The organism is Candidatus Poriferisocius sp. (assembly GCF_965219815.1).
Lineage (GTDB): Bacteria > Actinomycetota > Acidimicrobiia > Acidimicrobiales > Bin134 > Poriferisocius.
This window is the reverse complement of sequence record NZ_OZ244791.1, coordinates 1,734,782-1,760,725: the sequence shown is the minus strand read 5'-3', so window position 1 is coordinate 1,760,725 and position 25,944 is coordinate 1,734,782. Positions and strand designations below refer to the sequence as shown.

Sequence of the window (25,944 nt, the reverse complement as noted above, 5' to 3'; positions counted from 1 at the left end):
CTGTACAGAGTCAGCAATCAGCCATAGACATGAGCGCGTCACACATCTGTCTGCGGCCCTGGGGGCTGAGCCAACCCATCTTGTAAGTCAAGTATGACTTTCGCACTGACTGGAGATTGTCGAACGTCGCCACGCTGTCTTGATCAAGTCCCTCGGCGCGACCTACCGGCACACAGGTCGGGATTGATCGGAGGGTGGTGGTCACCGGAGCAACAACCACCTCATTCAGCACTGGGATGACCTGGTCTCTGGAAACTACGACCGCCGGACGGCTCTTCTCGCCGGGTAGTTCCATGAACCAGATGTCGCCCTGCCTCATTCCTGGTCAGCCCAGCCGGGGCTAGGACGAAGCGGACCATCGCCTAAAGGAATCCCTTGCTCGATCACCAATGGCTCCGGCAGCAACTTTCCGTCAGCAGTCCAAACCCAATTCTCAAGTTCTTCCTGGGGTTGATGGCGATATGACTTGGCCATCTCCTCTCCAATGCGGGCCCGGCGAATGTCGTCGTCCAAGCGCTCTACTGCCCGGCGGACGACTTCGGAGCGGGTCTCCCCCACACCCTCATCTACCAATCGGTCGATTGCCTCAATTTGCTCGTCGCTAAACCGAACCGGGACTGGAGTAGCTGTCATACAAATAGTATACGACTTGCATGTCGGCGCTCGTCAAGGTTGTTTTGCCTGGCTGATAGCCAGATTTCTCACGAGCCCATGGGTTGGAGTTCGTCTTCTAGGCCTTCTTCTTCTCGCACCAGGTTCCAGCCGAAGCGCTCGGCTAGGGCTTCGCGGCCTTCGTCGGGGCCGCTGGCGATGATCTCGTCGCCGGCATAGAGCGCGGCGCTGCCTCGGGGGCGGTATATGTAGCGGCCGGCCCGGCGGATGGCCAGCACGGTGAAGCCGGGCTCGATGTTGAGGGCCAGCTCCTTGAGGGATGCCCCGTCGGCGCCGCTGAGGCGGGCCACGGGCAGCTCGACCACCACCTCGTCGGAGTCGCCGAGGGCGATCTCCAATATCGGGTGGACCTCTTCGCCCTGTTCCACCAGCGAGATCATCTGGCGGGCCTGATCGCCGATGTCCTCGGCGGCTTGGCCCAGATGGAGCAATCCCCGCAGCGGCGAGGGGTCGATGTTGTTGGACGCAGCCCGCAACACCCAGAGCTCCAACTGGTGGTTCATCTCGTCGAGGCGTCCCTCCAGAAGCCGCACCTGCGCGGCCAGGCCCCGGTCTTTGAGCACCAGCGCCGAGTAGGCCAGCCCCACCGCTGCCTCCGACAGGTCCTTCATCTCCACCAGCACGTCCACCGCCCGATCCAGATCCGAGATCCAGGGATCTTCGGGCGCCACCGGCTCCTCCCACATGGGCGCGGCGGCCAGCTGGTGCAGGCGCATGATGCCATCGGGCGAGCCCCGCAGGAACAGCACGTCGCCGGGCATCATGAGCTGGTCGCCGCCCACGTCGGTGATCCAGCTGCGTTCTCGCCGGATGGCCATTACCCGCATTCCGGCCACCACGGGCAGCTCCAGGTCGCCCAGGGGGCGGCGCACCATGTGGGATCCCTCGTGTACCACCAGCCGGTGGGAGATCTCCTCAGCGCTGGACAAGTCGGCCACCAGCTCGGCGGGGATGCCCAGGCGGCGGGAGACAATGCGGGAGATGTCCACCGCGTCGTTGGCGATCCGCTCGATGGCGCTGATCACCTGGAGGACCGACGACATGCCGTCGGCCTCGCGGGGATGGCGCACCGCCATGATGCACACCGCCCGCATGTCTTTGACCAGCTCGGTCATCTGCACCTCGAGCTCGTCCACCTCGGTGGCCATGTCTGGGTCGCCGAAGAACAGGGCGGCGTAGGCCAAATCGACCATCAGCTCGGAGAGGTCTTTGGCCTCGGCGAGCATGGCCCGAAGGTTGCGGGGTTTATCGTCCATTGTTGAGTCTCTCCAAGTTAGCCATCAGAGTTAGCCGCCAGTACTGGAATCAGTCATTTGCCCTTCACCCTGCCTCACCCCGCCCCAACGGCCTCGATGGCGAACACCAGGGTGAGGGCGCCCACCAAATCGAGCACCGCGGTCACCGTCGGGATCCCCACGCTGTCGGGGTCGATACCGAAGCGGACGGCGGCAATGGTCCCGTAGTAGGCCACAGCCACCACAACGACCACCGCCAGGATTCCGGCGATCAGCGCCACCCCCACCAGCCGTCCCACACCTGGCCCGGCCAGATCCACCAGCGATCCCGCTCCCTGCGACACCAGGGCCACAATCACGAATACCGGCAGCGCCAGCCCGATGGTCACCCCAACGTCGGTGCGGGCCCCCCGATGGGGCACAACCGAGGGGCCGATCAAACCCAGGTGGAGCTTGCTGGACAGCCGATTGGTCAAGATGCCGCCCAGTGCGCCGGCGGTGGCCAGAAAGCCGGGAATCAGAATCAGCAGCACGGGGCGCTCGGAGAACACCTCGAATCGGTTCTCCACGGTCACCCCGGCCATCAGCGACAGAAATCCGGCCAGCACCAGCACCGGGATCGACTCCCGCAGAACGGTCCGCAGCTCGGGGGCCTTGGAGCGGAGCGCGGCGGCCGACGACACAACCGTGACGGCGGCCAACAGCCCGGCGATTACCGGGGTGACCGTGTCGATGCGCACCAGATAGGAGGCCAAGATGAGCGCGGGCAGCGCCAGCACATCGCCGGCTGCGGTCACCATGGGGGCGGTCACGTTGTCGGGGTCGAGGCCCCAGCGCACCGACCCGGTGGCCATGCCCAGCGTCGCCAGCAGCACGAATACCGAGGCCAGCATCCCGCCCACCACCGAGATGACCACGTAGTCGGCCACGCCGATGGCGTTCTCCACCCCGAGGTTCGAAGCCATCGCCGAGGCCAAAAGGGCCAGCACCAGCGTCATGAGGAGCGTCAAGACCAACGAGGCCCAAACGTTTTGGCCCACCACGCTGGACGACCGCAGCGACAGCCGGAACGTGCCGGTGTGGATGGCGGTGCCCAGCCGGCTGCCCAGTGCTCCGAAGATCTTCCCCGGAAGCGCGATGGCCGCTGGCACCAACAGCAGCAGGCCGGGCAGCTCGGCCAGCCGCTCGTGGCTGCGACCCAGCACCAACCCTGCGACAACGCTGGTCACCGCCAAGATGCACAGCGCCCCCAGCGACTGGCGCACGCCGCGGGGATCGGGCCCGAGGAGGCGGACCAGTTGCAGTCGGCTCCCCGACCGCCGAAGGAGAGTGAGCATTGTGCGGGAGAGCATGAGGACGACTTCCCGCCCGGCTACCCCGCGGCGGCCTGACCCAGTTGGCGCAGACGGGCCTGGCAGTGCTCCCAGGCCTCTCCCAGGATGTCGGCCACCGGGCGCACCTCGTCGATGCGGCCCATCACCTGGCCGCCAAAGGGGACGGCCACGTCCATCTGACCGCCGAAATACTGGTCCATGAGCCGGTCGAGGCCGGGCATCTGCACCTGGTCGTGGTGCTCCATCTCGGCGGTGAGATCGGTGCGCAGCGCCCGCATGCCGGGCCGCCCGAACCGGTTCAACAACACGGTGTCGGTCTCCGCGGCGGCCACCACCGCCTGCTTCCAGTTGTCGTGTACCGGCGACTCGGCGGCCGACAGCATCCTGGTGCCCATCTGCACCCCGTCGGCCCCCAGGGCCAGCGCCGCCGCCATGGACACCCCGTCGCAGATGCCTCCCGCGGCGATGACCGGCACGTCCACCTCTGCCACCACCAGCGGGGTCAGCACCATGGTGGACGAGCCGTGGGGATTCTTGAACCCGCCGCCCTCCACCCCCTCCACGATGAGGCCGTCCACCCCGGCATCCACTGCCTTGAGGGCGCCCCGCAAGGTGGGCACCACATGGAAGACGGTGATCCCGGCGTCTTTCAGCATGGAGGTGAACCGGTTGGGATCGCCCGCGGAGGTGGTCACAAACCCCACCTCGTGTTCGATGACAAAATCGATGACAGTGGCGTCGGGCACCAGCAATTGGGCGATGTTCACCCCCCACGGACGGTCGGTGAGGTCGCGCATCTTGGCGATCTCCACCTTGATGTCGTCGAGCTGGCCCGAGGAGGTCTCGATGATGCCCATGGCCCCGGCGTTGGACACCGCTGAGGCCAGCTGGGCCCGGGCGATGTAGCCCATGGGGGCCTGCACCACGGGGATGTCGATGCCCAGCAGCTCGGAAATGCGGGTTCTCATCGCGCCAGCCTCATCGGCAACGGCGTCTTGGGTGAAATCCGAGGCCGCACGGCATCCACCCCAACGAGCACATTCCCATTGGCCGGGATGGGAGCAATCACTTTCGCCGCCCCGGGCCGAACCCCCGGCGCCGGAGCTGGCGCAGAAGCGGGGGCAGCGGGCGGCGCAGGGGCCGGTAGAACAGCGGCAGCCGGTGGTAGGGAGAGGGCCGATCCGTGCTCCACTTGCCCGGCGGCGCCGACGTGATCGAGGCCAGGCCCACCAGGCAGTTGTCGTAGTTCACCCGCCAACCGGCGAAGTCGAGCCATGCCCGCTCGCGGTCTTCCACGACGGGAACTCCGGCGCTGCGCAGCGCCTCGTAGGTGTCGTAGAACTCGTGGCGGCGCACCGTAATCGGGGAAATGTCCTTTGGATCGGGGTCATATTCGATGGCGAAAAAGTCGGCGATGTTGCGCAAAGCCACATAGCCCGCCCGGATCATGAACGGCGTGGCGGGAGAATGGGGCACCGCCACCGTCGACAGCATTATGGCGGCCGTGTCCAAGATGCAGCCCGCGGCAACAACCCATGAGCGATCGGAGCGCACCGACCGGAAGAAGGCCAGCGCCGGATAGGTCTGGTGGGTCTCCTCGATATGGATGAACCAGTGCTCCCACTCGGTCCAGGTCTCTCCCATGTTCTCGAGGCCGCCGGTCTCGTGGGCCAGAATGATCATGGCCTCAGGCGTGGGCGGGGTTCCGGCCCTGATTTCCAGTCGGGCCACTGCGGACTCCCGAGCGCTGAACGCCATGTACATGAGGGGCAGGAAGCTGATCAACAGCGCCACAATGCCCAACCCAATGAGGGCCTCGCCTATCGACAGAACCAGGCTGGCCAGGTCTTCGGTGTCCCGAAAGCCCAACGTGGTGAGCGACGACCCGCTCAGCACCAACGCCTCCCGATACGGCCGCACATCCAGCGCCCAGAACATCATCGAGAACCCGTAAATGACCCCGGTAGCCCACACCATGGGCAGCAGCATGAGCGTGGTGGGGGCATAGCGGGCCAGCACCGCGTCTTTGGCCTCATACGACTTGCGGCGGCGGGCGACCAACGAGAACAAATGCCTCATGCCCACGTACACGAAGCGGATCAAAAGGCTCCGCTCGGCCCGGGGCACCACCACGGTTTGTATGGCGGCCAACAGCGTGCCCACTGCGATCAGAGCCCCGATCGCGAACACAACTGTCTCAGCGAAGCTCATACCCGCACCAGAATACGGGACTCCCGCTTACGCCTTGTTCAACCTCGATGACTACCCGGCTTGGATTGCCCGCCTACCACTACTGTTCAGCCATGGCGAAGATCCAGATCGGCCCTGAGCTGACCAACGACGCCCCGGTGGGAACGGCCATCGGGGCGGTCCCGCCCCGGCGCTCACCGGTGGAGGTGCCCACCCATCGGTACATCTCACCGGAGTGGGCCGAGTTGGAGATGGCCCATGTCTGGCCTCGGGCCTGGCAGCTGGCCTGCACGGTGGACCATGTGCCGTCGCCGGGCGACTGGTTCGAGTATTCGGTGGGCAACCTGTCAGTGCTCATCGTGCGGGGCGACGACGGGGTGCTGCGGGGATTCCAGAATGTATGCCGCCACCGGGGCAACGTGCTGTGCACCGGCTCGGGGTCGGGGCTCACCGAGCTGCGCTGCATCTACCACCGCTGGAGCTGGACGCTGGACGGCAAGCTGCGGGAGGTGCCGTCGCGCCGGGGCTTCGGGGCGCTGCGCAACGACGACTATCCGCTGTTCCCGGTTCAGGTGGGCACATGGGGACCGCTGGTGTTCGTGAATCTAGACCTGGACGCCGAGCCGCTGGAGGAGTACCTGGAGGCCATCCCCGGCCTGTTGGAATGGGCCCGCATGGAGGAGTACGCCTGCGCCTACGACCTCACCGTGCCGCTGCCGTGCAACTGGAAGACCCTCATAGAGGCATTCAGCGAGACCTACCACGTGCAGGGCATACACCGGGAGATGCTGCCCAGCTGCGATGACGTCAACTCGGTGAACCGTCTCTACGGCCGCCACGGCTCGCTGCACCAGCCCTACGGGGTGCCTAGCCCCCGGCTGCGCGACGGGGCCACCGATCAGGAGATATGGGAGTCCATCATCGTCACCCAGGGCGCCCGCTACGGCCAGGACTCCGAGAATCCGGGGCCGTGCCCGCCGGTTCCCGACGGCGGCAGCGTGCGCGACGTGCTGGAGGAGCTGGTGCGGGCCCAGACCACCCAAAAGGGCCTCGACCTCGACAGCTTCGACCAATCGCAGATGCTGGATTTGTTCCAGTTCAACCTGTTCCCCAACATCACGGTGATCGTGATGTGCGACAGCATCACCGTGCTCCGATCCCGCCCGGGCGACACCCCCGACGACGCCTTCATGGACTTGCTGCACCTCGACCGGCGACCCCCCGGCACCGATCGGACCCCGCCCATGCAGGCTGTCATCCCCGCCGAAGAGGCCTCCATGAACCTGGTGTTCGACCAAGACCTCTCCAACCTCCAGCGAGCCCAGCGCGGCCTGCACCAACCCGGCCTCAACCACATCGTGCTCAGCCGAGAGGAGATGCGCATCATCAACCTCCACTACAACCTCGAAGAGTTCATCGGCATCCGCGAGCTCTCCGACGAGGCCGTCGCCGAAATAGAGGCCCTCAGAGCCCAGCCCGCCGCCATCGGCCCCGTCGTGGGCTAGGACTCAGGCTCAGCTGCGGCGTTGGCGGGCTATTTCGAAGCAGAGGATGGCGGCAGCGGCGGCGACGTTTAGGGATTCGACTGACTCGGCCGTGGGGATGGACACCCAGCGGTCAATGGCCGCAGATTGATCCAGTTGGTCGAGGCCGTGGGCTTCGTTGCCCACCACCAGGGTGAGGGGGCCGGTGAGGTCGGCTTGGTGGTAGGGGTCGCCTCGGTGGGGGTCGGCGCCCACTCGCTCCCCTTTCGGGCCAGTCTCGGCCAGGGGGACTCGGAACAGCGCGCCGGCCGAGGCCCGCACGGTTTTGGGGTTCCAAGGGTCTACAGATTCTGGGCTGAACACCACTGCTTGGGCCCCGGCGGCCACTGCGGTGCGCACAATGGTGCCGGCATTGCCGGGGTCGGCCACGCCGGCCAGTTCGACGGCGAAGTCGCCATCGGCAACGGGAATGATGTCGGGGATGCGGGCGGTGGCCATGACCCCTTGGGGGGTGACAACCGAGCCCACCTTGGCCAGAACACCGTCGCCCACCGTCCACACCGGGGCGTTCACTGAGACTCCCAGGTCGGCCCACAGGTCGACCACGGGCTCCACGAACACGTCAACGATCTCCAGATCGGCGGCCACCGCCTCGACCAGCAGTTGCGGGCCGTCGATGACGAACTTGCCGGCCTCAGTGCGATCTCGTCGGTTGCGGACCAGTCGGCGAAGTTCCGCAATCCGGGGGTTTCGGGGGCTGAGTGGCTTGCTGATGGGCAGCTCTACCCGACCGAGGCGGACTCTTGCTCCGCCTCTGCCGCAGCCTTGGCCACCTCGACCAGCGCAGTGAAGGCCGCCGGATCATTCACGGCCATCTCGGCCAGGATCTTGCGGTCTACCTCGACGTCGGCCAGCTTCAAGCCGTTGATGAAGCGGCTGTAGTTGGTGCCGTTTTGGCGGCAGGCGGCGTTGATGCGCTGGATCCACAGGCGGCGGAACTCGCCCTTGCGGGCCCGGCGATCCCGGAAGGCGTATTGGCCGCTGTGCATCAACTGCTCGTTGGCGCCCCGGAACGTGCGGCTCTTGTTGCCGTAGTACCCCTTGGCCCGCTTCACCACCGCCCGGCGGCGCTTGCGGGCGGTGACGGCGCGCTTGACTCTGGCCATCGTGTGCTTCTCCTTGAACTCGTGCTTGTCGCTTCAGGCCCTACAAGCCCAGTTGGCGCTTCACGGCCGGGGCGTCGGCAGCCGACACCTGGGCCGGGCCGCGCAACTGGCGCTTGCGCTTGGGGGCCTTCTTCTCGAGGATGTGGTTCTTGTAGGCGCTTCGGCGGCGGATCTTGCCGGTGCCGGTGGTCTTGAACCGCTTGGCCGCGCCTCGGTGGGTTTTCATCTTGGGCATGTCAGTTTCCTGCGCTGTGGGAGCTTCGAATTCTCTTGTTCAAATGATCTCAAACAAATGATCTCAAGTTTGAGTTCAAGTGGCAGATTCGGTTGTCGTGGCCTCTTCAACCGGAGGGGGAGCAGACCGGGCGGCCTGCTTGCGGGACTTGCTTTTGACCGGCCCCAGCACCATCACCATGTTACGGCCGTCCAACCTCGGATAGACCTCAACCTTGGCCACTTCTTCCACTTCGGCGGTTATGTTGTCGAGGATTCGCCGCCCCAATTCGGGATGCTGCACCTCGCGGCCGCGGAACATGATCGTGACCTTTACTTTGTAGCCTTCCTCAAGAAAGCCCCGCACCTTCCTCGTCTTGGTATCGAAGTCACCCGGTCCGATCTTGGGCCGATACTTCATCTCCTTGACGATGATGTTGGTGCTGTTTCGCCGGGACTCCTTGGCCCGCTGGGCGGCTTCGTACTTGTACTTGCCGTAGTCCATGATCCGACAAACCGGGGGGTTCGCCTTATCGGCGACCTCCACCAGGTCGAGGCCGGCTTCACTGGCCATGTCCAACGCCTCAGGCAGCTGGCGAATGCCTATCTGCTGTCCGTCCTCACCAACGAGCCGCACCTCTCTGGCTCTGATCCGGTCGTTGATCCGGGGCTCAGCATCTGCCGAAGCTATGGCCGATCACCGCTCTGCAATGCGCATGTTCCTCTCTCTTGACTATTGGGACCGGCACGCTGGGAACAAATCTCGATCCCGCTTGCGTACCGAAGTTGCGGGGTAACAGTATCAGCGTTGAGGGACAATCACGCCAGACGAGGCAAAAAGGAGTGTAGGGAAGACGATGAGCACACTGTGGACACCAGGCGGCGAGGTACCGGTTGACGACGGCCGAGGACAGACGGCGACCCCGCCGCCACAAGACCCGCCCGATCAAGTTGAAGACCCGCTGGCCGGGCTGAGCGACGAGGAACGGGCTCAAGCCGAGGAGCTGGCCCAGCAGCTGGCCGAGGCCCGGGAGCACATCGCCAACACCCCCGCGTCGGTAGTGGTGGGGAACCACGCCATGGGGCTGTATGAGCTGGGAGCCATCCACCTCAGCCAGCAGCCCCCCAACTTGGAAGAGTCCCGATTGGCCATCGACGCCCTGGGTGCGCTGGTGGAGGGGCTGGAGGGACGCCTCGGCGAGCACGAGGCCACCCTCAAAGACGCCCTTCATCAGATCCGCATGGCGTTCGTGCAGGTGTCCCGGGCGATGGAGGGTGGCGCCGAAGACGCCGAATACTCAGAAGAAGGCGATCCGGGGGCTAGCGGGTAGTAATTCCTGCCGCTTCCCAAACACCCCGGTGGCCCGGGGCCAAGTGGAGGGTCACCGCGATGCCTGCGGTGATAGTGCGGGTCCCGTCGGCAATGGCGGTGCAATGGAAGGGATAGGCCGTACCGTCTTCCGCGGCGATCGTCCCCCAGCCGGTAGCCCCGTCGAAGCTGACAACGGTGCCGATGAGGGGAATGTTGCGACCAGCCAAGCTCAATGGACGATCTTCGCCAACGGGAGCTCGATGATGTCGCTAGCCCCGGCATCGCACAGATCGGGGATCAGCACGTTGATGTCCGCTTTGGGCACCACCGTCTCCACCGCATAGCCGTGGCCCCCGAACAGCTCGTTGACCGTGGGCGCCTTCATGGACGGCAGCAGGTCGATCACCTTGTCCAGGCTTTCCGACGGCACGTTCATCTTGACCAGCACCTTGCCCCTGGCTTCCAGCACCCCGCCCAACAGGGTGTGAATCTGCTCCATGGCATGGCGACGCTCGGGGTCGGCATAGCTGGCCGGGTTGGCAATCAGCTCGGTGTAGGAGGTGAGGATGGTGTGGATGATCCTGAGGCCGGCGGCCCGCAGCGCCCGCCCGGTCTCGGTGATCTCCACCACCGCATCCACGATGTCGGGGGCCTTGGCCTCGGTGGCCCCGTACGACAGGGCGATGTCGGCCTCGATGCCCAAGTCGTCGAAGAATCGCTTGGTGAGGGCCGGATACTCGCTGGAGATCTTCACCCCCTGGGGCAGATCCTCCGCCGCGTTCCACGGCGAGTCGTCGGGCACCGCCAGCACCATCCGGATCGGCCGGGAGGTGTTCTTGGAGTATTGGAGCTGGCCCAAAGACACCACGTCGCTGTCGGTCTCGGCCACCCAGTCGCGCCCGGTGATGCCCAGATCGAACAACCCGTCGGCCACATAGCGGGGAATCTCCTGGGGCCGCAGAATGCGGACATCGCTGATGCGGGGGTCGTTGATCGTGGCCTTGTAAGCCACTTCCGAGCTGCGGTTCACCGGGATGTCGGCGGCGTCGAAGAGCTCCAAGGTCGCCTTTTCCAGCGAACCCTTGGGCAAAACCAACGAAAGCATGCCCCAACGCTACCGGGCTGCAAGTGCGGGGCTGGTGTCAATACCCGGTTGCCCCGTCCCGGTTCCCAGCGTACGGCAAACGTTCTCCGTTCAACTCGGCCGCAAGTCGATCCGCAGGTCGGGACCGAGGCGGGTGACGGCGCAGATCTCGCCTCGCCAGAGGTCATCGATGGTGGGGGTGGCGGGGCCGGTGAACATGGGGTGGGCGTCGTTGCCGCCGGAAAAAGCGGGGGCCAGGTAAACGGTGTAGTGGTCCACCAGACCAGCTCGGTGGAAGGCGGCCGCGGTGGTTGCGCCCCCTTCGACCAGAAGCTGGATTACACCCCGCTCCCCCAGCTCGGCCAGCACCTGCTCCAGCGGACCATCCATCTCCATCGCGGGGTGGACACGGGCCTCGGGCGGCGCGGTGCCCAACACCACTCGTAGCGGCTGGGTGGTGCGGGGGGTCACCCCGGCGGGAGGCTGCCAGTCCCGCACCGTGAGGGCGGGATCGTCGGCTCGAACGGTGCCCGCCCCTACCAGCACAGCGTCGCTTTCGGCTCTCAGCCGGTGTACGTCGGCCCGGGCCTCAACACCGGTGATCCAGCGGCTAGTGGCATCGGGGGCGGCAATGCGGCCGTCCAGGGTGGCGGCCAGCTTCAGCACCACCCAGGGGCGCCGGGTGCGGCGATGCTTCAAGTAGGGGCCCAGCAACTCAGCGGCCTCAGCGGCCCTCACCCCCGTCTCCACGTTCAAGCCAGCCCGTTGCAGGGCTGCGATGCCCTTCCCCGACACCGCAGGGTCGGGATCCTCCACCGCCACGAACACCCGAGTGATCCCCGCGGCGATGATGACTTGGGTACACGGCCCGGTGCGACCTTGGTGGTCGCACGGCTCCAACGTGGTGTAAAGGTCGGCGCCTTCGGCACACGAGCCGGCAGCTTCCAGCGCGTTGATCTCCGCGTGGTTGCCACCCGGTGGCGATGTGGCCCCCAAGAACGTCTGGCCGCCGGTATCAACCACCGCTCCCACCCACGGATTGGGCGAAGTGACCAGCCGACAGGAACGGGCTGCTTCCAGGGCCAGATCCATCATCTGGGCTGGATTGGGTTGGCTCGAGGTCAATGCTCGGTGGGCTGGTCGGCCAGCAGGCGCAGGGCGTGGGGGACGACGTCGAGCACCGCGCCCAGGCACTCCACCGAACCCTTGGGGGAACCGGGCAAGTTCACAATCAATGCTGTGCCCCTCGTTCCGGCAATCGCCCGGGACAAGCGCCCGAAGGGGCTCACCAGCCGGGAGGCTTCGGCCAAACCATCGGCCCTTCGCTCCAGCACCGCGGCGGTGCCCTCCGGAGTGAGATCGCGGGGGCCGAAGCCGGTACCGCCGGTAGTGGCAATCAGGCCGGCAAATCCCTCAGACATGTCCAAGAGGGCGTCGCGCACCGACTCGACGCCGTCCTCCACCGCTCGACGGTCGGCAATCTCATAGCCCTCGCCGGCCAGCATCTCCACTAGGGCGTCGCCCGAGCCGTCTTGGCGGGTGCCGGCGATCACGCCGTCGGACACCGTGAGAATCTTGGCGGCCAGTCCGGTCGCTTCTTGGTCTGTCATTGCCGATCAGGCTACTGGCCTGAACCGGCGTGGTGAGGGGCTTGGTACTTGGCCACGAACATTGCGTCGGTGTTGTGGTCTTGGGGGAGGATTAAGGCGCCGCGGCCCTGGGGACGCCAGCGGGTGTCGTCGATAGGGACGGCTTCGGCTCCAGGATGCTCTCGGGCCACCATCTGGTCGATTTTCGCCGTTTCGGCCGATGTCATGGTGCAGACGGAATAGACCACCACTCCCCCCGGGCGGGCCAAGTTGAATGCTGCTTGGACCAGCTTGGCTTGGAGGAGGGCCAACTCTTCTACGTCATCGGGTTTCACTCGCCAGCGGGCATCGGCCCGCCGGCCCAGCACGCCCAGGCCGGAACACGGTGCGTCTACCAGCACCCGGTCGAAGGAATGGGGGCGAAATGGCGGCTGGCAGCCGTCGGCGGCTACTACTCCGGCTAAGGACGCTCCTGTCTTGGCGGCATTGGCCGCCACCAGCGAAGCCCGATGCGGGCGGTGATCAGCAGCCACCACGGTTGCCAGATGCCTGGCCAGTGCGGTGGCCTTGCCTCCGGGGCCGGCGCACATGTCCAGCACCTTCTCCCCCGGCTGGGGGTCGACCAGTTCGGCTACCCACTGCGATGCCCGATCTTGGACATAGCCGTCGGGGCGGGTGGTGACTGGCGAAGGCTGGTTCATCTGCTCCAGCGCGGCATGGGCCTCTGACATCCCGAGGTCGGCCTCCAATCGCTCCACCATCCAATCCGGGTAGCTCAGCCGAACCGCCTCAGTGGGCCAGGCCGATTCCACATCAGCCAGCCGACGCAGCACCGCGTTGACAAATCCCCGTTGGCGGCGGGGTGCGGCTTCGACGGTCTCGCTCACCGCGGCATAGGCCGGGGTGTCCAGCATGTGCAGCTGGTAGGCGCCGATCCGCAGCAGGTTGCGGGTGGTGAGGTCGGGCGGGTCGGACACGAAGCCGTCGATCAGGTGGTCCAGCGCCCGACGCATGCGCGTGACCCCATAGACCAATTCGGTGATCAGCCCGGCATCGCGGGCGGGCAGTTCGGCTGAGGCCAACACCAGGTTGGCGTAGGCGCCGTCCCGCTCAACCCGATCGACGAGCTTGGCGGCAACGGCTCGGGCGTTCTTCGAAACTGGCCCCGATTGGGAGGAGCTCACAATCCGAGCCGGTCACCGGGCGTGGGACGGGCACCTCTGATCCAGTCCTCGGCGGCCTGCCGGGACTTGCCCTCGGCCTGCACACCAACCAACTCCAGCAACCCTTGGCCAGTACCCACGCAGGCTCCGTCCATCTGCCCTGGTGGAAGGGAGCCTTCGATGGAGCGAGCCGACCAGACCTTGAGGTTCTTGCCCTTCCACGAGGTCCACGCCCCCCCCACCCGGACTTGCCGGCACAAGGACTCTGCGGACTGCCCCCAGTCGAGGCGGAGTTCGTCTCGGGTGACTTTGGCGGCGTAGACCGGCTCGCCCTCCTGGGGTTCTGGCACACCAAGGCCCTCATTCAGGGCATCCACGAGCATTGGAGCCGCGATTTCCACCAATTCGGCCCGCAGCGCCTCGGCCGTGATGTCGGGCCCAATGGGGACCTCGACTCGACGGTAGACCCAGCCGGTATCCAGACCCTCAGCCACCTCCATCAGGCACACCCCGGTGGTCTGGTCCCCGGCCAGGATGGCCCGTTCCACGGGGGCCGCCCCCCGCCAGCGGGGCAGCAGTGAGAAATGGACGTTGACCATGGCGAGCCGATCCAGCACATGGGGCTTGATGATCTGCCCGAAGGCCACCACCACGCCCAGATCGGCATCGGCGTCCAACACATCGTCCACATCCGAGGAAACCGAGATGCCCAGGTCTTGGGCGGCGGCCTTCACCGGACTGGGGGTGGGTGCCGCCCGCCGGCCTCGGCGCTTGTCGGGTCGGGTCACTGCCAATGCCACGTCGAACCCGGCGACAACCAGCGCTTCCAGGAAGGGCACCGACTCGCGAGGAGTGCCGAGGAAGACAAGCCGGCGAATTTCCGCCGGCGGGTCGATCACGGCAGCGACAGCCCGTCGCCGGTGGCAGGAGGACGGCTCGGCCCACTCATCGCACGCTCCCGGAGAATGCGCTTGGCCTCCCGGCGCTGATCCTCGTCCAAGTAGTCGAGCAGGATCTTGCCCTCCAAGTGATCCAGTTCGTGCTGGAACAGCCGGGCCTCCAGATCTTCGGCTTCAAGGGTGACCTCGTTGCCGTCCAAGTCATAGGCCTTCAGGTGGATGCTGCGGGGACGGACGATCTCCCACGACAGCTCGGGCACCGACAGGCAGCCCTCGTTGTAGGTCCACTCGCCGTCGCTCTCGGTGATCTCGGGGTTGACCAGCACGCCGGGACCGTCGCCAAAGTCGTACACGAAGAACCGCTGCGACACCCCCACCTGCGGAGCAGCCAAACCGATTCCGGGGGCCTCGTACATAGCGGTGAACATCTCCTGGCACAGGTCGGCCATGGCCCCATCGATGTCGGTCACGTCTTCGGCCACGCGCCGCAAAACCGGGTCGCCATATACCCGTATCCGCAGTGGGGCCATGAAAGCAGGTTACCGTCAAACCGTGGGCGACTCGCACTACTACAGCGCCTCACCCAGCGGGAAACGACGGCCGGGAACGGTCGGTTTACGGGTGGGCGATCTGGAGGTGGAGCTGACCACCGACCGGGGAGTGTTCGCGGCCGACGAGGTGGACTGGGGCACCCGATATCTCCTGGCCGAGGCCTCCCGCCCGCCCCAAAATGGCGCGTTGCTGGACTTGGGCTGCGGGTACGGCCCGATCGCAGTGGCGCTGAGCCTATGGGCACCTCAGGCGCCTCTGTGGGCCATTGACGTGAACTCCCGGGCCTTGGAGCTGTGCCGAGCCAATCTGGACCGCCATGGCCGCCCTGACGCCACGGTGTGCCATCCCGACGAAGTGCCCCCTGACGTGCGTTTTGCCGCCATCTACTCCAACCCGCCCATCCGCATCGGCAAGGCCGCCCTCCACGAGGTGCTGGCGAATTGGCTGGGCCGGCTAGCCGACGAGGGCCAGGCCTATCTGGTGGTGAACAAGAACCTGGGCTCCGATTCCCTAGCCCGCTGGCTCAACCAACAGGGCTGGCCCACCACCCGGCTCAGCTCCCGCCGCGGCTACCGAATCCTGGAGGTTCAACCGCAAACCTGAGCCAAATGGCCGTGTCCCAGGGATATAGTGAGAAGGCTTCCCCCGAGGCACATCCAGCAGGAAAGACATACGAATATGGATGTCACAACAACTGTCATGCTGAGCGTCTATGGGGCGAGCATTGTCAGCATCGTGGGTTTCTATCTGCGGCGCATCGAACAGCGCCTCGACAGCCTTGAGGCCAGCTTGAATCGCTCCATCGAGCGCTTAGACAACAAATTCGAGCGTACCGACGACAGGCTGAACAGCTACGGGGAGCGGATTTCGACCGTGGAGGGTCGCAACCTCGACTAGATCGCTCTGATGGGGTCGACGTCGATACGGAGACGGCCAGAGGGGCGCTCTACAGCAGCAAGGGCGTCACAAAGGGTGTCGTAATCGGGGGCCCGCAAGAAGAACTGACCGCCGGGATCGGGGGCGATCTGGACGCCCAGCGGGGTGCCGAAGCGCTCCATGAACTCCCCGGCGACCGGGCCGGAGACCACCGCGATGGCCCCATAGGGAGGCAGGCTCAACTCTTGGCGGCGGTCTCGTTCGGCGCGGGCCAATTGTGCGGGATCGGCCTGGAGCGCGGCCTGCACAACGGGGTCGTCGGGCATGCGAGTTTGCAGCACGATCTTTCCCCCATCGTCACGGGGGCCGGTGATTCGTGCTGCTCGGGCGATGAGGGCCAGGGCCTGCTCCCGAGCTCGGAATCGGGGAGCCAGCAGCTCTTGGTCGAATTCCAAGAAGGCGACCACGTCGAACGGGCGGCCCAAATGAAGCACTGCTTCGGTGCCCACCACCACCCGGGCGGTGGGTGGGCCGACATACCCACTGCTAGTGACCTCAGCCACTGGAGTGCGAAGCAGCGCCTCCACCTCCTCGCGGACCCGCTTGATCCCGGCCCGCAGGTTGCGCATCCCGGTGCTGCCGCACTCGGCACACACCAACGGTCGGCTGTGACCGGCAGCCCGGCACACTAAGCGCTTGTCGTCTTCCTGGCGCATGGATGCGCCGCATTCGGTACACACGGCCAGTTCGCCGCACACCCGGCAAGCCAGCAGCAGTGCCCGGCCCCGGCGGTTCAACACGCAGGCCGCCCTGTTTCCGTCGCGCAGCGCCTGAACCAGCTCCGGCGAATAGAGGCCCGCCCGCCCCGGGTCCTCGCGGCGGCGATCCACCATCTCCACCAGCGGCCAACTGGCCCGCTCGGTGTCCCGCGACGCGCGCATCAACGGCCGGGACCGCAGCGCCTCCAGGCTGGGCACCGGCGACATCAGCACGCAGGGCACGCCGGCTCGTCTAGCCCGCTCGATGGCTACATCCCGCCCGCTCCAGGTAGGAGCGGCTTCTGAGCGATACGACTCATCGTGCTCATCGATCACCAACACCGCGGCCAGTTCAGGTGCCGGCGCCCACGCGGCCGACACTGTGCCGACGACAGTGGCCCCCGCGGCGGCTGCGGCCCAGCCATCCGGATATCGGACTGCCCAGGCTCCTGCTCGTCCCAACCGCCTGGTCAGCTCATCAGCCCGCCCGTGATCGGGCACGAGGATCAAGGCCTGGCCTCGGGCCGCGGCGGCCAGCGCTATGGGCATCGGGTCTTCTGATGGCCCTTGGCGCAGGGTGTGGCCCTCCCCCTCGAACAGATCGGCATGATCGCCCGCAGACGCCATCCGGGAGCGCGACGGTCGGGGCAAGGCGGTCACTATGCGGGATGGCGAAGCGGTCCGCAGGAAATGGGCCCGACGGCCAGCCCAGCGCCAGGCCGCCCATTCGCTCAGGTCGATGAGCTCTCGGTCGGGCCCCAGGCTGCTGAGCTTGGCCAGCGGGGTGAGCTCCACTCCCTCGGGGGACTCCACGCCTGCTTCGGTGATCCAGCCCCCCACCCGCCGGCCGTGCAGCACCACCCGTACCATGGCCCCCACCCCGAACCGGGGGTCGTCGGCCCAGCCCTCAGGAACGGCGTAGGTGAATTCGCGGTCTACGGCGACAACGTCGGTCAGAACCCGAACGTTCAAAAGGCCAAAGCTGTCAGAGCCCCAGAGCGGAGCGGAGGTCGTCTACCCGATCGGTGCGCTCCCAGGTGAACGTGCTCTCGGGGGTGCGCCCGAAGTGGCCATAGGCTGCCGTGTTCCGGTAGATCGGCCGCAGCAACTCCAAGTCCCGGATAATGGCCGCCGGCCGCAGATCGAAGATCTCGTTAACCTGATGGCTGATCTTGGCCGGATCCACCGTCTCGGTGCCGAAGGTCTCCACCATTACCGACACCGGCCGGGCAATGCCGATGGCGTAGGACACCTGCACCTCGCAGCGGGAAGCCGCTCCGGCAGCCACCACGTTCTTGGCCACCCAGCGGGCGGCGTAGGCCGCCGAGCGGTCCACCTTGCTGGGGTCCTTGCCCGAGAAGGCGCCCCCGCCGTGGCGGGCCATGCCCCCGTAGGTGTCCACGATGATCTTGCGCCCGGTGAGCCCGGCGTCGGCCACTGGCCCGCCCCTCACGAACTTCCCCGTGGGGTTCACCAGCACTTCGTAGTGGTCGTCGCGGAACTGCTCGGGAACCACCGGGTCGATGACCTGCTCTTTGAGGTCGTCTTTCATCTCCTTGAGGTCGGTTCCGTCGCGATGGTGGGCCGACATCAGCACAGTGCTCAAACCCACTGCCTTGGTCCCCTCGTATTCGAACGTCACCTGGCTCTTGCCGTCGGGCCGCAGATAGGGCACCGTGCCCGCCCGGCGAACTTCGGTCAGGCGCTCCACCATCCGGTGGGCGATGTGGATGGGCAGCGGCATCAGCTCGGGGGTCTCGTCGCAGGCGAACCCGAACATCATCCCCTGGTCGCCGGCCCCCTGCTCCAACGGATCGAGCCGGTCAACCCCCTGGGCAATGTCAGGAGACTGGTCGTCGATGGACACCATCACGCCGCAGGTGTTGCCGTCGAAGCCGTAGTCTTCCCGGTCGTAGCCGATCCCGGTGATGGTGTCGCGTACCACCCGGGGGATATCGATATAGCCGTCGGTGGAGATCTCCCCAGCCACCACCACCAGACCGGTGGTCACCAGAGTCTCACACGCCACCCGGCTGCCGATATCCACCTCCAGGAGGGCATCCAGCACCCCGTCGGATATCTGGTCGGCGATCTTGTCGGGGTGACCACCGGTGACCGACTCAGACGTGAAGCGGTACCGGCCATTTGACCCTTGGCTCATTGATTCTCCTAGCGGACGTTGGCCCGACCGCCGCGGTCGGCTACCACGAGGTCGAGAACGGCTTGGGCCACCTGGCGCTTGGAGCGCAGTCCAACCGAGTGGGCCCGGCCATCGGAAGCTAGCACCAGCACCTCGTTGGTGTCGTGCGCAAAACCGGCGTTTTCGGCGGTCACATCATTGGCCACGATGTAGTCGGCGCCCTTGCCGTTCAGCTTGGCCGCCGCATTGTCGGCCACATCGCAGGTCTCAGCGGCAAAACCGATCAGGATCTGCCCCTCAGGCTTGGACGCCCCCAGTGAGGCCAGGATGTCAGGGGTGGGCTCCAGCTCGATGGCCGGCACCCCGTCGCGCTTCTTTAGCTTCACGCCCGCAGGGTCCACTGGGCGGAAATCAGCCACTGCCGCGGCCATGATCACTACATCGGCCTCTTTGGCGGCGTCGGCGGTGGCCGCCGCCATCTCCTCCGCGGTGTCCACTCTTACCTCTGCGACCCCTGGCACCACGCTCGCCCCCAAGGAACCAGGACGGTCCACGGTGGTGACGATGGTCACGGAGGCGCCCCGACCAGCGGCCTCTTCGGCGAAGGCGTAGCCCTGCTTGCCCGAGGAGTGGTTCCCTATATAGCGCACCGGGTCGATGGGCTCCCGGGTACCGCCCGCCGTGACCACCACCGACAAGCCAGCCATATCAGAGCGTTGGCCGCCGACATCGAGTACCCGGCTCACCGCAGCCACGATGTCGGCCGGCGAGCTGAGGCGTCCAGCACCCTCGTCGCCTCCCGCCAAGCGTCCCGACTCGGGACCCACGATGTAAACACCCCGTTCGACCAGCGTGGCGATGTTGTGCGCCACCGCGGGGTGCTCCCACATCTCGGTGTGCATGGCCGGACAGACCACCACCGGAGCCTGGGTGGCGATGAGCGTGGCAGTCAGCAGGTCGGAGCTGATTCCGGCGGCGTAGGCGCCGATCACCCGGGCGGTGGCCGGGGCCACGAGCACGCAGTCGGCCGTCTGGCCCAACGTGGTGTGGGGAATGGGGTCGTCTTCGTCGAACAGGCTCATCTGCACCCGCTCCGAGGCCAACGCGTCGAAGGTAGTGCGGCCAACAAACCGGGTGGCGCCTTTGGTGAGCACCGGAACCACATGGGCGCCCTCGTCCATCAGCCGACGGCAGATCTCTATCGCCTTATATGCCGCGATCCCCCCGCTCACGCCAAGCACGATTCGCTTGCCGGCGAGCGAAGTCATGGGTTTGTCAGGACGCTGAGTCCAGATCGGCCTCGTCTAGACCAGCGTCATCACCGTCGGCTTGCTCTAGAGCGGCTTCTTCCAGATTGGCTTCGCCAGCGGGAATCATGGAATCGGCCAACAAGTCCTCTTCGGTGACCTCGGGAGGATCAGTGGCGATGATCTTGTCGGACGCGATCTCCTCGAAGGCAATCGACAGGGGTTTGCGGGACATGGTCAACACCTGGGGAGGCACCATCGCGCCCAAGCCCTCGCCGAGCTGGCCGAAATAGGAGTTGATCTGGCAGGCCCGCAGCGCTCCCAGCGTTACCAGGCGGAACTTGGAATCGGTGCGGCCCAAGAGCTCCTCAATAGTGGGATACATCATGGTGTCGTGTTGTTCAGACATCTGTGCAGCCTTCTTCCAACAAGTCTGGGGAGAGCGGGTAAATGATAGCAGGGAAAGATGAGTTAATCGTCATTGTCGGCCCGCTCCTGGCGGGCATTTTCGATGAGGGCGGCAACGGAAGCCACCGCTTCGGCAAGGCTGTCGTTGACAACGTGGATCGCGTTGAGCTCGTAGGCCTGGATTCGCTCGGAGTCGGCCAGCGCCAGCCGCTTGGCGATATGGCTCTCGGAATCGCCCCGGCCCCGCAGCCGGGATTCCTGCTCCGCGGCCGAAGGCGCCTCGACGAAGATGCACAAAGCCTCAGGACGGCTCTCCCGCACTTGGGCCGCGCCCTGGACATCGATTTCCAGCAACACATCGCGACCCGCCGGGGGATCAGGCTGGGGCGTTCCGTAGAGATGCCCGGCGATCTCCGCCCACTCCACGAAACCTCCCTCGGCAGCTTTGGCCCGAAACTCGGCCTCGTTTGCAAACACGTAGGCAGTTTCCGACTCGCCGGGACGGCGCACGCGCGTCGTCCACGAGCGACTCAGCCAGAGTTTGGGGTCCGCGGCCACCAGCGCGGCCGCGATTGTCCCTTTGCCGACCCCGCCGGGGCCGGACAAGACGATGATCAGTGGATGATCTACTAGTCGCCGCAGCGTGCGAGCAACGAGGCCCGCTGCTGATCGCCCAGCCCGCGAATGCGGCGACTATCGGCAATGCCGATCTCCTCCATCATCCTGCGGGCCCGAACCTTGCCCATGCCTGGAAGAGATTCCAGGACGGCGAGCACTTTGGTTCCGGCGACCACGTCATCGGTTTCCGCTTGTGCCAGCAGGTCAGAAAGCGAAATCGACCTCATCTTGAGCTTTTGCTTGACCTCAGCGCGCTTGCGACGCACCTCTCCGGCCTTAGCCAACGCCGCCTGGCGCTGCTCTGCTGTCAGTTGTGGGGGTCCTGCCATTACACCATTGTAGTTTGAACTTCAAGTCTTGTTGGGGATTTGAGGCCCGCAACGTGCAGGGACCGGTCAGCCGCCCAGTGGTATGCGCAGCACCCAACCCACCTCGATGCTGTCGGCATCGGTGAAGCGCCTCCCGTCTGCCTGGCGGCGCCCCATGTTGGCTGCCTCAATCCGGCTCCAGTAGCCGGCATCGCCATAGGCCTTCAGCGAAACGGCGCCGAGGCTGTCCCCCGACTCCACGGTGTAGGACGCATAAGGCGCAGAGGAGGCGCTTCTAGCGCCAGCTACAAGCACGGTGGCGGGTATGTCCAAAACCCAGCCATATCTGATCGAGTCTGAGCTGGTGAACGTGTAGCCGTCGTTTTGGACTCGGCCGCGGTTGGCCTCGAATATCCGTTCCCAAGCTGTCGCGTCGCCGTAGGCCGTCTGGGCGATGGATTCCAGCGTGTCGCCGGGTTTGACCGCATAGGTGAGGAAGTGCCGCGCCTGATCAGTTCCGGCCCCTGCTTGCTGGTCGGCGCCAACGCTTTCGGAGCCATGGCTTTGGGTGTCTTCGTTGTCGGTGTCATCGCCCGAGTCGGAGGCTTGCACCGGGGCAGGCGGATCATCGGAAACTGAATCGGGGTTTGACTGTTGATCGTCGGATGAGTCCGACTCGGTGCCCCCCGAGCCGGAGCCTCTGAGGGTGATGCTCGCCTCGCCGTTGGGTTCGACTTCTAGAGCCAGCGATTTCACGAAGCTGCGATCGCTGACCGTCACCGCGAGCGGGATGTCTGTGCCCATTGTGCCAAGGTGCAGCGAGACCACCCGCACCCGCACTTCGCCCCCGGGTGTCGGCAAGTCGATTGCGAGGCTCTCGGGATCGCTGCCCAATGACACCCAGGCTTCGGCGTCGGAGAGCCGATAGTCCAACTGGTAGTCGGTGCCGAGGCTGGCATCGCCGGCAACATCGAGGAGTGCCCGCACGGTCAATCGCATCGGATGCTCATAAGAGACGGTGAACTCGGCTGCCTCGCCTTCCAGAATGGTCTGGGCAGCTTCTTGGGCAATCGTCACCTCCACCGACGGAAACTCAAAGGAGGCAGGCGTGTAATAGGCAGATGACTGAGTATCCCCCCTTTGGCCAGGTGTTCCGGGGTTGGGGTCCTGGTTGGTGTCTGGATTCCTTCTGAGGTTGGTGTCCTCTTTGTTTCCTTGGTCGGGTTTGGGCAGAGGCGGATCATCGTCATCGGCGATGGTGATCGTGGTGGAGCTCGGCGTGCCCAGGTCATAGGCCGCCCCGTCGACCAGCGTCAGCACAATCGTCTCCGCGTCATCATCAACAGCATCGTCGGTGACCGACACCGCGATGGCCGCCGACGACGAGCCCTGGACGAAAGTCACCGACCCGCTCAAACTCGAATAATCCGACCCCGCGACCGCGCTGCCCCCAACCTGATACGACACCGCAAGACCACCCGACGGCGCCGCCGCCGACAAAACCAGCCCAACGCTCACACTCCGAGAACCCGACCCCTCACCACCCGAATAAACAGAAGACCCAAACGACACATCAGGCACCACAACCGGCGGATCATCGTTGAGGTTCCCCCCTTTTCGTGGAGACATGCTCTATAAGGAGGAGCTATGTCCAGACCGCGAAGAGATTATGACCGGGAGTTCCGTGATGGGGCTGTCCGGATCGTCAAGGAGACCGGCCGGCCGGTGGCCCACGTCGCCCGGGAGCTCGGCGTCAACGAGGGCACGCTCGGGAATTGGGTGCGCCGGGACCGAGACGAGCGCTCGGGCGGGCTGAGCGGCGACGAGCGGGCCGAGCTGGCCCGGCTGCGCCGCCGGGTCGCCGAGCTGGAGATGGAGCGTGATGTGCTCAAACGATCCGTGGTCCTTTGGGTCAACGAGGCGACGCGGTGACCGCAGGGTTCATCGCGGCCCAAAGGACCGACCACGGTGTGCCTCACTCTGTGGCTTGCAGAGCGCTGGGCGTGGCGGAATCCACGTTCTACAAGCACCTCGACCGGCCGCTGACCGATCGGCAGCGGCGTCGCCGGGCGCTGGACGCCGAGGTGAAAAAGGCGTTCGACGAATCGGACGGCACCTACGGGTCGCCCAGGGTGCGCGCCCGGCTGCGACGCGATGGCCTGTCGGTGTCGAAGAAGACGGTGGAGGCCTCGATGGCCCGCCAGGGCCTGTGCGCCCGCCCCAAACGCAAAAAGGGCCTCACCAGCCCCGACAGCTCCCATGCGGCCCCCACAGACCTTCTGGGCCGCGACTTCAGCGCGACAGGGGTCAACCAGAAATGGTGCGGCGACTTCAAACAGGTTCCCACCGCCGAGGGCCCGGTGTTCCTCGCGACCGTCGAGGACCTCTACTCCAGGCGCATGGTCGGCTTCGCCACCTCCGACCGGTACCCGACCGCCGAGCTGGCCAAACAGGCCATCAACACCGCGGTCGCCACCAGAGGCGGCAACGTCAAAGGCGTCATCTTCCACTCGGACAAGGGATCGCAATACACCTCAGAAGCCTTCGCCGCCGCCTGCCGGCGGCTCGGCATCTCACGGTCCACCGGAAGAACCGGCAACGCGCTGGACAACGCGCCGGCCGAGTCGTTCTTCTCCACCCTCCAACACGAGCTCATCTCACGCCGAGCCTGGACCACCAGAGCCCGGGCCCGACGAGAAATCACCCTATGGGTCCACACCTGGTACAACCAGCACCGCCTCCACTCCGCAATCGGAATGACCAGCCCCGTAGAATACGAACAGGCCCACAACCCCGACCCTCAAAAACAAACTCTCCACGATTAGGGGGGAAGCTCACTGCGCAAAACCCAGGGTGAATCAAGTGCATGCTGGTGACGTGATCGGTGGCATTCGTTTGCGGGCGGGATTGTCGGCGTTTGGCCGGGGGTTTTGTGTTTCGGGGACGTTTTGCGGCGGGGGTAGGATGGGCACATGGAGCCGCGTTCGGTGTTGACGATGCGGGATCTTCCTGAGGCCATGGATGATTGGCGGTTTCGCCAGGGACGGTTCCGGCCGGTGGTGCAGTTCATCATGGACTGGAACGACCAGCCGCAGCGGCGGGTCGAGATGCTGTGTAGCGGGATGGCCCCCCGTGGCGGCACCGAAGGCGATCTGGCGCTGGTAGCCGCTGTCGTGCACGGACTTTGCGAGCGCGACGGCATCGCTGTTCCGGAGTGGGTTTGGTCGCAGCGCTTGGAGTCTCCGGTAACGATGTCTGGGCGTCCGGCCAACTCAGAGTGGGGGAGATGGGTGGTGTCCCAGGCACCGCCGGTTTGCGCGGACCACGGCGTGTTCTTCGAGGCCGAACTGCTCGCAGCCCGATGAGCGGGCTTGCGTCAGAATTTTTTGACGCCGAGCGGCTCAAGGCACTGTTCGACGAAGTCGACTCCGAGTTGGGCGACGGCGAGCCCGTCAGGGTGGTCGCGGGCGTGCGGCGGCGCGGTCATGGTCTTCAAGTACGACATAATGGGAGCTCTCATCTACCCCCGCGGCCCCTGGGGCGGAATCAGCGACGTCGAGTTCGCCACCCTCGAATACGTCGACTGGTACAACCACCGGCGCAGCCACAGCCAGCTCCTGCCCGACAGATACACATACACCACCACCGCCGACCACAAGAACGCCCACTACAATCAAACCCTAACCGCCGACCCGGCGGACACACACAAAAAACAGCCTCTACCAAACCCGGGGCGACTCAGATAGAGCGTGCCCGGTCAAGCTGTGGTCACAGTGCTATGTCGATGCCCCTCGCCGGGGTGTCTTCGGGGGTGTCGAGTTCGGTGATTTCAGGGGTGTGGTCGGGGAGCATTCGGGTTCGGTTGTGGAGGGCTTGGAGTGTTTCGGCGGCGGCGCAGAGGAGGGCGGCTTCGGTGTCGGTGGCTCGGTAGCGGCGGGTTGCGGCACCTGCCACTCCGCGACGGCTGCGATGCCCCCATCGCAGACCAGCTCCAGCTCCCCGGCGTCGCAGTGGAACACCGCCCCAGCGCGATGGGCCAGCTTCGCGATTTCCTCGACTGGGTTCAGAATCCTTGTCTCACTGTTCGCCGCCATCACCGACACCGCCAGCACATCAGGGCCCATCAGCCGTTCCATCTCATCGAGATCGACGAACCCGCCTCCGGTGACCCCGACCACATCCACCTTCGCCCGTCCCTGCTCCAACAACCACCGCGCTACCTGGCCACTGACGCGTGCTCCACCGCCGAGACCACCACCCGGTTCCGAGCCGCCGGCGCGCCCGCCGCCAGCCCGGCCAGCGCCAGATTGTTGGCCTCGGTCGCCCCAGCGCAGAACACCACCCCCGACGCGGCAGCGCCCACCAGCGCGGCCACCTGCTCGCGGGCAGTTTCAACCAGCGCAGCCTGCCGCTGGCCGAAGCGATGGGAAGCAGACGCGTTGCCCACCCCGTCGAGCAGAACCGGGACCATGGCCTCGGACACCCGCGGGTCCAACGGCGCGGAACCGTTGTAGTCGAGGTACACCTCGTTCACGCCATCTCCTCCGGGCCAATCACCAAAAAGCACCGCTGCCCACGAACGTAGTGCGGCTGAACCCCCAATAATCGCATCCGGCTGTGACAAATCCCTCCCAGCACTATCCGCGCCAACCCAAAACGCCAACACAGCCGCGTTGCGCCACGCCCAGCACGGACA

34 protein-coding genes and 1 pseudogene are annotated in these 25,944 nt (G+C 65.8%); 8 read left to right on the top strand and 27 right to left on the bottom strand.

Translation table 11 applies throughout. The features are described from left to right. Window positions 1-10: 10 nt before the first annotated feature. The 6 genes from ACOQPI_RS08425 to ACOQPI_RS08400 form a co-directional block, all read right to left on the bottom strand. Window positions 11-319: a type II toxin-antitoxin system PemK/MazF family toxin gene (locus ACOQPI_RS08425; protein ID WP_420619217.1), complete on the bottom strand. Its 309-nt coding sequence runs from the start codon at window positions 317-319 to the stop codon at window positions 11-13. Then, a complete protein-coding gene (locus tag ACOQPI_RS08420; protein ID WP_420619216.1) occupies window positions 316-633 on the bottom strand; it encodes a ribbon-helix-helix domain-containing protein in 318 nt (105 codons plus the stop codon). The genes ACOQPI_RS08425 and ACOQPI_RS08420 overlap by 4 nt, the downstream gene beginning before the upstream one ends. 68 nt (window positions 634-701) lie before the next feature. Continuing rightward, the gene (locus ACOQPI_RS08415) at window positions 702-1,928 is read right to left on the bottom strand and encodes a potassium channel family protein (RefSeq protein WP_420619215.1); all 1,227 of its coding nucleotides are present in this window, start codon (window positions 1,926-1,928) and stop codon (window positions 702-704) included. Window positions 1,929-2,002: 74 nt separating this feature from the next. After that, window positions 2,003-3,259: a magnesium transporter gene (locus tag ACOQPI_RS08410; RefSeq protein WP_420619214.1), complete on the bottom strand. Its 1,257-nt coding sequence runs from the start codon at window positions 3,257-3,259 to the stop codon at window positions 2,003-2,005. A gap of 20 nt (window positions 3,260-3,279) precedes the next feature. After that, window positions 3,280-4,209: an NAD(P)H-dependent flavin oxidoreductase gene (locus ACOQPI_RS08405; protein ID WP_420619213.1), complete on the bottom strand. Its 930-nt coding sequence runs from the start codon at window positions 4,207-4,209 to the stop codon at window positions 3,280-3,282. A gap of 97 nt (window positions 4,210-4,306) precedes the next feature. Next, window positions 4,307-5,452, bottom strand: a complete 1,146-nt coding sequence (locus ACOQPI_RS08400) for a hypothetical protein (RefSeq protein ID WP_420619212.1) — start codon at window positions 5,450-5,452, stop codon at window positions 4,307-4,309. 92 nt (window positions 5,453-5,544) lie between these two features. Between ACOQPI_RS08400 and ACOQPI_RS08395 the strand changes: the two genes are divergently transcribed. Further along, window positions 5,545-6,936, top strand: coding sequence for an aromatic ring-hydroxylating oxygenase subunit alpha (locus ACOQPI_RS08395; RefSeq protein ID WP_420619211.1), 1,392 nt, complete (start codon window positions 5,545-5,547; stop codon window positions 6,934-6,936). A gap of 9 nt (window positions 6,937-6,945) precedes the next feature. On the opposite strand, the gene ACOQPI_RS08390 is transcribed toward ACOQPI_RS08395, so the two are convergent. The 4 genes from ACOQPI_RS08390 to infC all read right to left on the bottom strand — a co-directional run bounded on the left by ACOQPI_RS08390 (window position 6,946) and on the right by infC (window position 8,958). Continuing rightward, a complete protein-coding gene (locus ACOQPI_RS08390) occupies window positions 6,946-7,656 on the bottom strand; it encodes a TrmH family RNA methyltransferase (RefSeq protein ID WP_420621010.1) in 711 nt (236 codons plus the stop codon). Between the two features lie 41 nt (window positions 7,657-7,697). Further along, the gene (gene rplT, locus ACOQPI_RS08385) at window positions 7,698-8,081 is read right to left on the bottom strand and encodes a 50S ribosomal protein L20 (RefSeq protein ID WP_420619210.1); all 384 of its coding nucleotides are present in this window, start codon (window positions 8,079-8,081) and stop codon (window positions 7,698-7,700) included. A gap of 40 nt (window positions 8,082-8,121) precedes the next feature. Continuing rightward, a complete protein-coding gene (rpmI, locus tag ACOQPI_RS08380) occupies window positions 8,122-8,316 on the bottom strand; it encodes a 50S ribosomal protein L35 (RefSeq protein WP_419845738.1) in 195 nt (64 codons plus the stop codon). Window positions 8,317-8,391: 75 nt separating this feature from the next. Next, on the bottom strand, window positions 8,392-8,958 hold the full coding sequence (gene infC, locus ACOQPI_RS08375; protein WP_420621009.1) for a translation initiation factor IF-3: 567 nt from the start codon (window positions 8,956-8,958) through the stop codon (window positions 8,392-8,394). Between the two features lie 193 nt (window positions 8,959-9,151). On the opposite strand from infC, the gene ACOQPI_RS08370 reads away from it, so the two are divergent. Further along, the gene (locus tag ACOQPI_RS08370; protein ID WP_420619209.1) at window positions 9,152-9,625 is read left to right on the top strand and encodes a DUF1844 domain-containing protein; all 474 of its coding nucleotides are present in this window, start codon (window positions 9,152-9,154) and stop codon (window positions 9,623-9,625) included. On the opposite strand, the gene ACOQPI_RS08365 is transcribed toward ACOQPI_RS08370, so the two are convergent. From ACOQPI_RS08365 to def, 7 genes are all read right to left on the bottom strand, one after another. Continuing rightward, window positions 9,615-9,839: a hypothetical protein gene (locus ACOQPI_RS08365; protein WP_420619208.1), complete on the bottom strand. Its 225-nt coding sequence runs from the start codon at window positions 9,837-9,839 to the stop codon at window positions 9,615-9,617. The two genes, ACOQPI_RS08370 and ACOQPI_RS08365, sit on opposite strands and share 11 nt — an antisense overlap. Next, complete coding sequence (hisG, locus tag ACOQPI_RS08360) at window positions 9,836-10,711, bottom strand: ATP phosphoribosyltransferase (RefSeq protein WP_420619207.1); 876 nt, start codon at window positions 10,709-10,711, stop codon at window positions 9,836-9,838. The genes ACOQPI_RS08365 and hisG overlap by 4 nt, the downstream gene beginning before the upstream one ends. Window positions 10,712-10,801: 90 nt before the next feature. Beyond that, on the bottom strand, window positions 10,802-11,785 hold the full coding sequence (ribD, locus tag ACOQPI_RS08355) for a bifunctional diaminohydroxyphosphoribosylaminopyrimidine deaminase/5-amino-6-(5-phosphoribosylamino)uracil reductase RibD (RefSeq protein ID WP_420619206.1): 984 nt from the start codon (window positions 11,783-11,785) through the stop codon (window positions 10,802-10,804). A gap of 26 nt (window positions 11,786-11,811) precedes the next feature. Next, window positions 11,812-12,300, bottom strand: a complete 489-nt coding sequence (locus ACOQPI_RS08350; protein WP_420619205.1) for a MogA/MoaB family molybdenum cofactor biosynthesis protein — start codon at window positions 12,298-12,300, stop codon at window positions 11,812-11,814. A gap of 11 nt (window positions 12,301-12,311) precedes the next feature. After that, the gene (locus ACOQPI_RS08345) at window positions 12,312-13,463 is read right to left on the bottom strand and encodes a transcription antitermination factor NusB (RefSeq protein ID WP_420619204.1); all 1,152 of its coding nucleotides are present in this window, start codon (window positions 13,461-13,463) and stop codon (window positions 12,312-12,314) included. Beyond that, window positions 13,460-14,341: a methionyl-tRNA formyltransferase gene (locus ACOQPI_RS08340; protein WP_420619203.1), complete on the bottom strand. Its 882-nt coding sequence runs from the start codon at window positions 14,339-14,341 to the stop codon at window positions 13,460-13,462. Before ACOQPI_RS08340 ends, ACOQPI_RS08345 begins: the two co-directional genes overlap by 4 nt. Further along, window positions 14,338-14,871: a peptide deformylase gene (gene def, locus ACOQPI_RS08335; RefSeq protein WP_420619202.1), complete on the bottom strand. Its 534-nt coding sequence runs from the start codon at window positions 14,869-14,871 to the stop codon at window positions 14,338-14,340. Before def ends, ACOQPI_RS08340 begins: the two co-directional genes overlap by 4 nt. A 22-nt stretch (window positions 14,872-14,893) precedes the next feature. Between def and ACOQPI_RS08330 the strand changes: the two genes are divergently transcribed. Beyond that, complete coding sequence (locus ACOQPI_RS08330) at window positions 14,894-15,496, top strand: class I SAM-dependent methyltransferase (protein ID WP_420619201.1); 603 nt, start codon at window positions 14,894-14,896, stop codon at window positions 15,494-15,496. 75 nt (window positions 15,497-15,571) lie between these two features. Continuing rightward, the gene (locus tag ACOQPI_RS08325) at window positions 15,572-15,790 is read left to right on the top strand and encodes a hypothetical protein (RefSeq protein WP_420619200.1); all 219 of its coding nucleotides are present in this window, start codon (window positions 15,572-15,574) and stop codon (window positions 15,788-15,790) included. Here ACOQPI_RS08325 and ACOQPI_RS08320 read toward each other — a convergent pair. From ACOQPI_RS08320 to ACOQPI_RS08290, 7 genes are all read right to left on the bottom strand, one after another. After that, window positions 15,787-17,499 carry a hypothetical protein gene (locus tag ACOQPI_RS08320; protein ID WP_420619199.1) on the bottom strand — a complete coding sequence of 571 codons (1,713 nt, stop codon included), beginning with the start codon at window positions 17,497-17,499 and terminating at the stop codon, window positions 15,787-15,789. The genes ACOQPI_RS08325 and ACOQPI_RS08320 overlap by 4 nt on opposite strands. 13 nt (window positions 17,500-17,512) lie before the next feature. Continuing rightward, window positions 17,513-18,688, bottom strand: a complete 1,176-nt coding sequence (gene metK / locus ACOQPI_RS08315) for a methionine adenosyltransferase (protein ID WP_420619198.1) — start codon at window positions 18,686-18,688, stop codon at window positions 17,513-17,515. 8 nt (window positions 18,689-18,696) lie between these two features. Beyond that, window positions 18,697-19,935: a bifunctional phosphopantothenoylcysteine decarboxylase/phosphopantothenate--cysteine ligase CoaBC gene (gene coaBC / locus ACOQPI_RS08310; protein WP_420619197.1), complete on the bottom strand. Its 1,239-nt coding sequence runs from the start codon at window positions 19,933-19,935 to the stop codon at window positions 18,697-18,699. 7 nt (window positions 19,936-19,942) lie between these two features. Beyond that, on the bottom strand, window positions 19,943-20,323 hold the full coding sequence (gene rpoZ / locus ACOQPI_RS08305) for a DNA-directed RNA polymerase subunit omega (RefSeq protein WP_420619196.1): 381 nt from the start codon (window positions 20,321-20,323) through the stop codon (window positions 19,943-19,945). Between the two features lie 62 nt (window positions 20,324-20,385). Beyond that, window positions 20,386-20,928: a guanylate kinase gene (locus ACOQPI_RS08300; RefSeq protein ID WP_420619195.1), complete on the bottom strand. Its 543-nt coding sequence runs from the start codon at window positions 20,926-20,928 to the stop codon at window positions 20,386-20,388. Window positions 20,929-20,951: 23 nt separating this feature from the next. Next, on the bottom strand, window positions 20,952-21,269 hold the full coding sequence (gene mihF, locus ACOQPI_RS08295; RefSeq protein WP_420619194.1) for an integration host factor, actinobacterial type: 318 nt from the start codon (window positions 21,267-21,269) through the stop codon (window positions 20,952-20,954). Window positions 21,270-21,335: 66 nt separating this feature from the next. Then, entirely contained in the window at window positions 21,336-22,877 is a 1,542-nt protein-coding gene (locus tag ACOQPI_RS08290; protein WP_420619193.1) for a Calx-beta domain-containing protein, read from the bottom strand. Between the two features lie 18 nt (window positions 22,878-22,895). Between ACOQPI_RS08290 and ACOQPI_RS08285 the strand changes: the two genes are divergently transcribed. From ACOQPI_RS08285 to ACOQPI_RS08270, 4 genes are all read left to right on the top strand, one after another. Beyond that, the gene (locus ACOQPI_RS08285) at window positions 22,896-23,180 is read left to right on the top strand and encodes a transposase (RefSeq protein ID WP_420618060.1); all 285 of its coding nucleotides are present in this window, start codon (window positions 22,896-22,898) and stop codon (window positions 23,178-23,180) included. After that, window positions 23,177-24,073, top strand: a complete 897-nt coding sequence (locus ACOQPI_RS08280; RefSeq protein ID WP_420618059.1) for an IS3 family transposase — start codon at window positions 23,177-23,179, stop codon at window positions 24,071-24,073. The genes ACOQPI_RS08285 and ACOQPI_RS08280 overlap by 4 nt, the downstream gene beginning before the upstream one ends. A 147-nt stretch (window positions 24,074-24,220) precedes the next feature. Further along, window positions 24,221-24,613 carry a hypothetical protein gene (locus ACOQPI_RS08275; RefSeq protein ID WP_420619192.1) on the top strand — a complete coding sequence of 131 codons (393 nt, stop codon included), beginning with the start codon at window positions 24,221-24,223 and terminating at the stop codon, window positions 24,611-24,613. A 120-nt stretch (window positions 24,614-24,733) separates the two neighbouring features. Further along, complete coding sequence (locus tag ACOQPI_RS08270; RefSeq protein WP_420619191.1) at window positions 24,734-24,994, top strand: hypothetical protein; 261 nt, start codon at window positions 24,734-24,736, stop codon at window positions 24,992-24,994. A 22-nt stretch (window positions 24,995-25,016) separates the two neighbouring features. Here ACOQPI_RS08270 and ACOQPI_RS08265 read toward each other — a convergent pair whose 3' ends face one another. The 3 genes and pseudogenes from ACOQPI_RS08265 to ACOQPI_RS08255 all read right to left on the bottom strand — a co-directional run bounded on the left by ACOQPI_RS08265 (window position 25,017) and on the right by ACOQPI_RS08255 (window position 25,782). Beyond that, the gene (locus ACOQPI_RS08265) at window positions 25,017-25,202 is read right to left on the bottom strand and encodes a hypothetical protein (protein ID WP_420621075.1); all 186 of its coding nucleotides are present in this window, start codon (window positions 25,200-25,202) and stop codon (window positions 25,017-25,019) included. 59 nt (window positions 25,203-25,261) lie between these two features. Then, a pseudogene (locus ACOQPI_RS08260) lies at window positions 25,262-25,453 on the bottom strand (aminotransferase class V-fold PLP-dependent enzyme); the annotation flags it as partial. 11 nt (window positions 25,454-25,464) lie between these two features. Beyond that, window positions 25,465-25,782, bottom strand: a complete 318-nt coding sequence (locus ACOQPI_RS08255) for an aminotransferase class V-fold PLP-dependent enzyme (RefSeq protein WP_420619190.1) — start codon at window positions 25,780-25,782, stop codon at window positions 25,465-25,467. Between the last annotated feature and the right edge of the window lie 162 nt (window positions 25,783-25,944).

What these genes read in the sequence shown, in the direction of transcription:
- rpmI (WP_419845738.1), bottom strand. Translation starts at nt 8,316, where the DNA reads ATGCCCAAGATGAAAACCCACCGAGGCGCGGCCAAGCGGTTCAAGACC.
- ACOQPI_RS08425 (WP_420619217.1), bottom strand. Translation starts at nt 319, where the DNA reads ATGAGGCAGGGCGACATCTGGTTCATGGAACTACCCGGCGAGAAGAGC.
- ACOQPI_RS08290 (WP_420619193.1), bottom strand. Translation starts at nt 22,877, where the DNA reads ATGTCTCCACGAAAAGGGGGGAACCTCAACGATGATCCGCCGGTTGTG.
- mihF (WP_420619194.1), bottom strand. Translation starts at nt 21,269, where the DNA reads ATGGCAGGACCCCCACAACTGACAGCAGAGCAGCGCCAGGCGGCGTTG.
- ACOQPI_RS08410 (WP_420619214.1), bottom strand. Translation starts at nt 3,259, where the DNA reads ATGCTCTCCCGCACAATGCTCACTCTCCTTCGGCGGTCGGGGAGCCGA.
- coaBC (WP_420619197.1), bottom strand. Translation starts at nt 19,935, where the DNA reads ATGACTTCGCTCGCCGGCAAGCGAATCGTGCTTGGCGTGAGCGGGGGG.
- ACOQPI_RS08275 (WP_420619192.1), top strand. Translation starts at nt 24,221, where the DNA reads ATGGAGCCGCGTTCGGTGTTGACGATGCGGGATCTTCCTGAGGCCATG.
- ACOQPI_RS08285 (WP_420618060.1), top strand. Translation starts at nt 22,896, where the DNA reads ATGTCCAGACCGCGAAGAGATTATGACCGGGAGTTCCGTGATGGGGCT.
- ACOQPI_RS08405 (WP_420619213.1), bottom strand. Translation starts at nt 4,209, where the DNA reads ATGAGAACCCGCATTTCCGAGCTGCTGGGCATCGACATCCCCGTGGTG.
- ribD (WP_420619206.1), bottom strand. Translation starts at nt 11,785, where the DNA reads ATGATGGATCTGGCCCTGGAAGCAGCCCGTTCCTGTCGGCTGGTCACT.
- ACOQPI_RS08350 (WP_420619205.1), bottom strand. Translation starts at nt 12,300, where the DNA reads ATGACAGACCAAGAAGCGACCGGACTGGCCGCCAAGATTCTCACGGTG.
- rpoZ (WP_420619196.1), bottom strand. Translation starts at nt 20,323, where the DNA reads ATGTCTGAACAACACGACACCATGATGTATCCCACTATTGAGGAGCTC.
- ACOQPI_RS08370 (WP_420619209.1), top strand. Translation starts at nt 9,152, where the DNA reads ATGAGCACACTGTGGACACCAGGCGGCGAGGTACCGGTTGACGACGGC.
- ACOQPI_RS08400 (WP_420619212.1), bottom strand. Translation starts at nt 5,452, where the DNA reads ATGAGCTTCGCTGAGACAGTTGTGTTCGCGATCGGGGCTCTGATCGCA.
- rplT (WP_420619210.1), bottom strand. Translation starts at nt 8,081, where the DNA reads ATGGCCAGAGTCAAGCGCGCCGTCACCGCCCGCAAGCGCCGCCGGGCG.
- metK (WP_420619198.1), bottom strand. Translation starts at nt 18,688, where the DNA reads ATGAGCCAAGGGTCAAATGGCCGGTACCGCTTCACGTCTGAGTCGGTC.
- hisG (WP_420619207.1), bottom strand. Translation starts at nt 10,711, where the DNA reads ATGCTTTCGTTGGTTTTGCCCAAGGGTTCGCTGGAAAAGGCGACCTTG.
- ACOQPI_RS08395 (WP_420619211.1), top strand. Translation starts at nt 5,545, where the DNA reads ATGGCGAAGATCCAGATCGGCCCTGAGCTGACCAACGACGCCCCGGTG.
- def (WP_420619202.1), bottom strand. Translation starts at nt 14,871, where the DNA reads ATGGCCCCACTGCGGATACGGGTATATGGCGACCCGGTTTTGCGGCGC.
- ACOQPI_RS08415 (WP_420619215.1), bottom strand. Translation starts at nt 1,928, where the DNA reads ATGGACGATAAACCCCGCAACCTTCGGGCCATGCTCGCCGAGGCCAAA.
- ACOQPI_RS08325 (WP_420619200.1), top strand. Translation starts at nt 15,572, where the DNA reads ATGGATGTCACAACAACTGTCATGCTGAGCGTCTATGGGGCGAGCATT.
- ACOQPI_RS08420 (WP_420619216.1), bottom strand. Translation starts at nt 633, where the DNA reads ATGACAGCTACTCCAGTCCCGGTTCGGTTTAGCGACGAGCAAATTGAG.
- ACOQPI_RS08270 (WP_420619191.1), top strand. Translation starts at nt 24,734, where the DNA reads ATGGTCTTCAAGTACGACATAATGGGAGCTCTCATCTACCCCCGCGGC.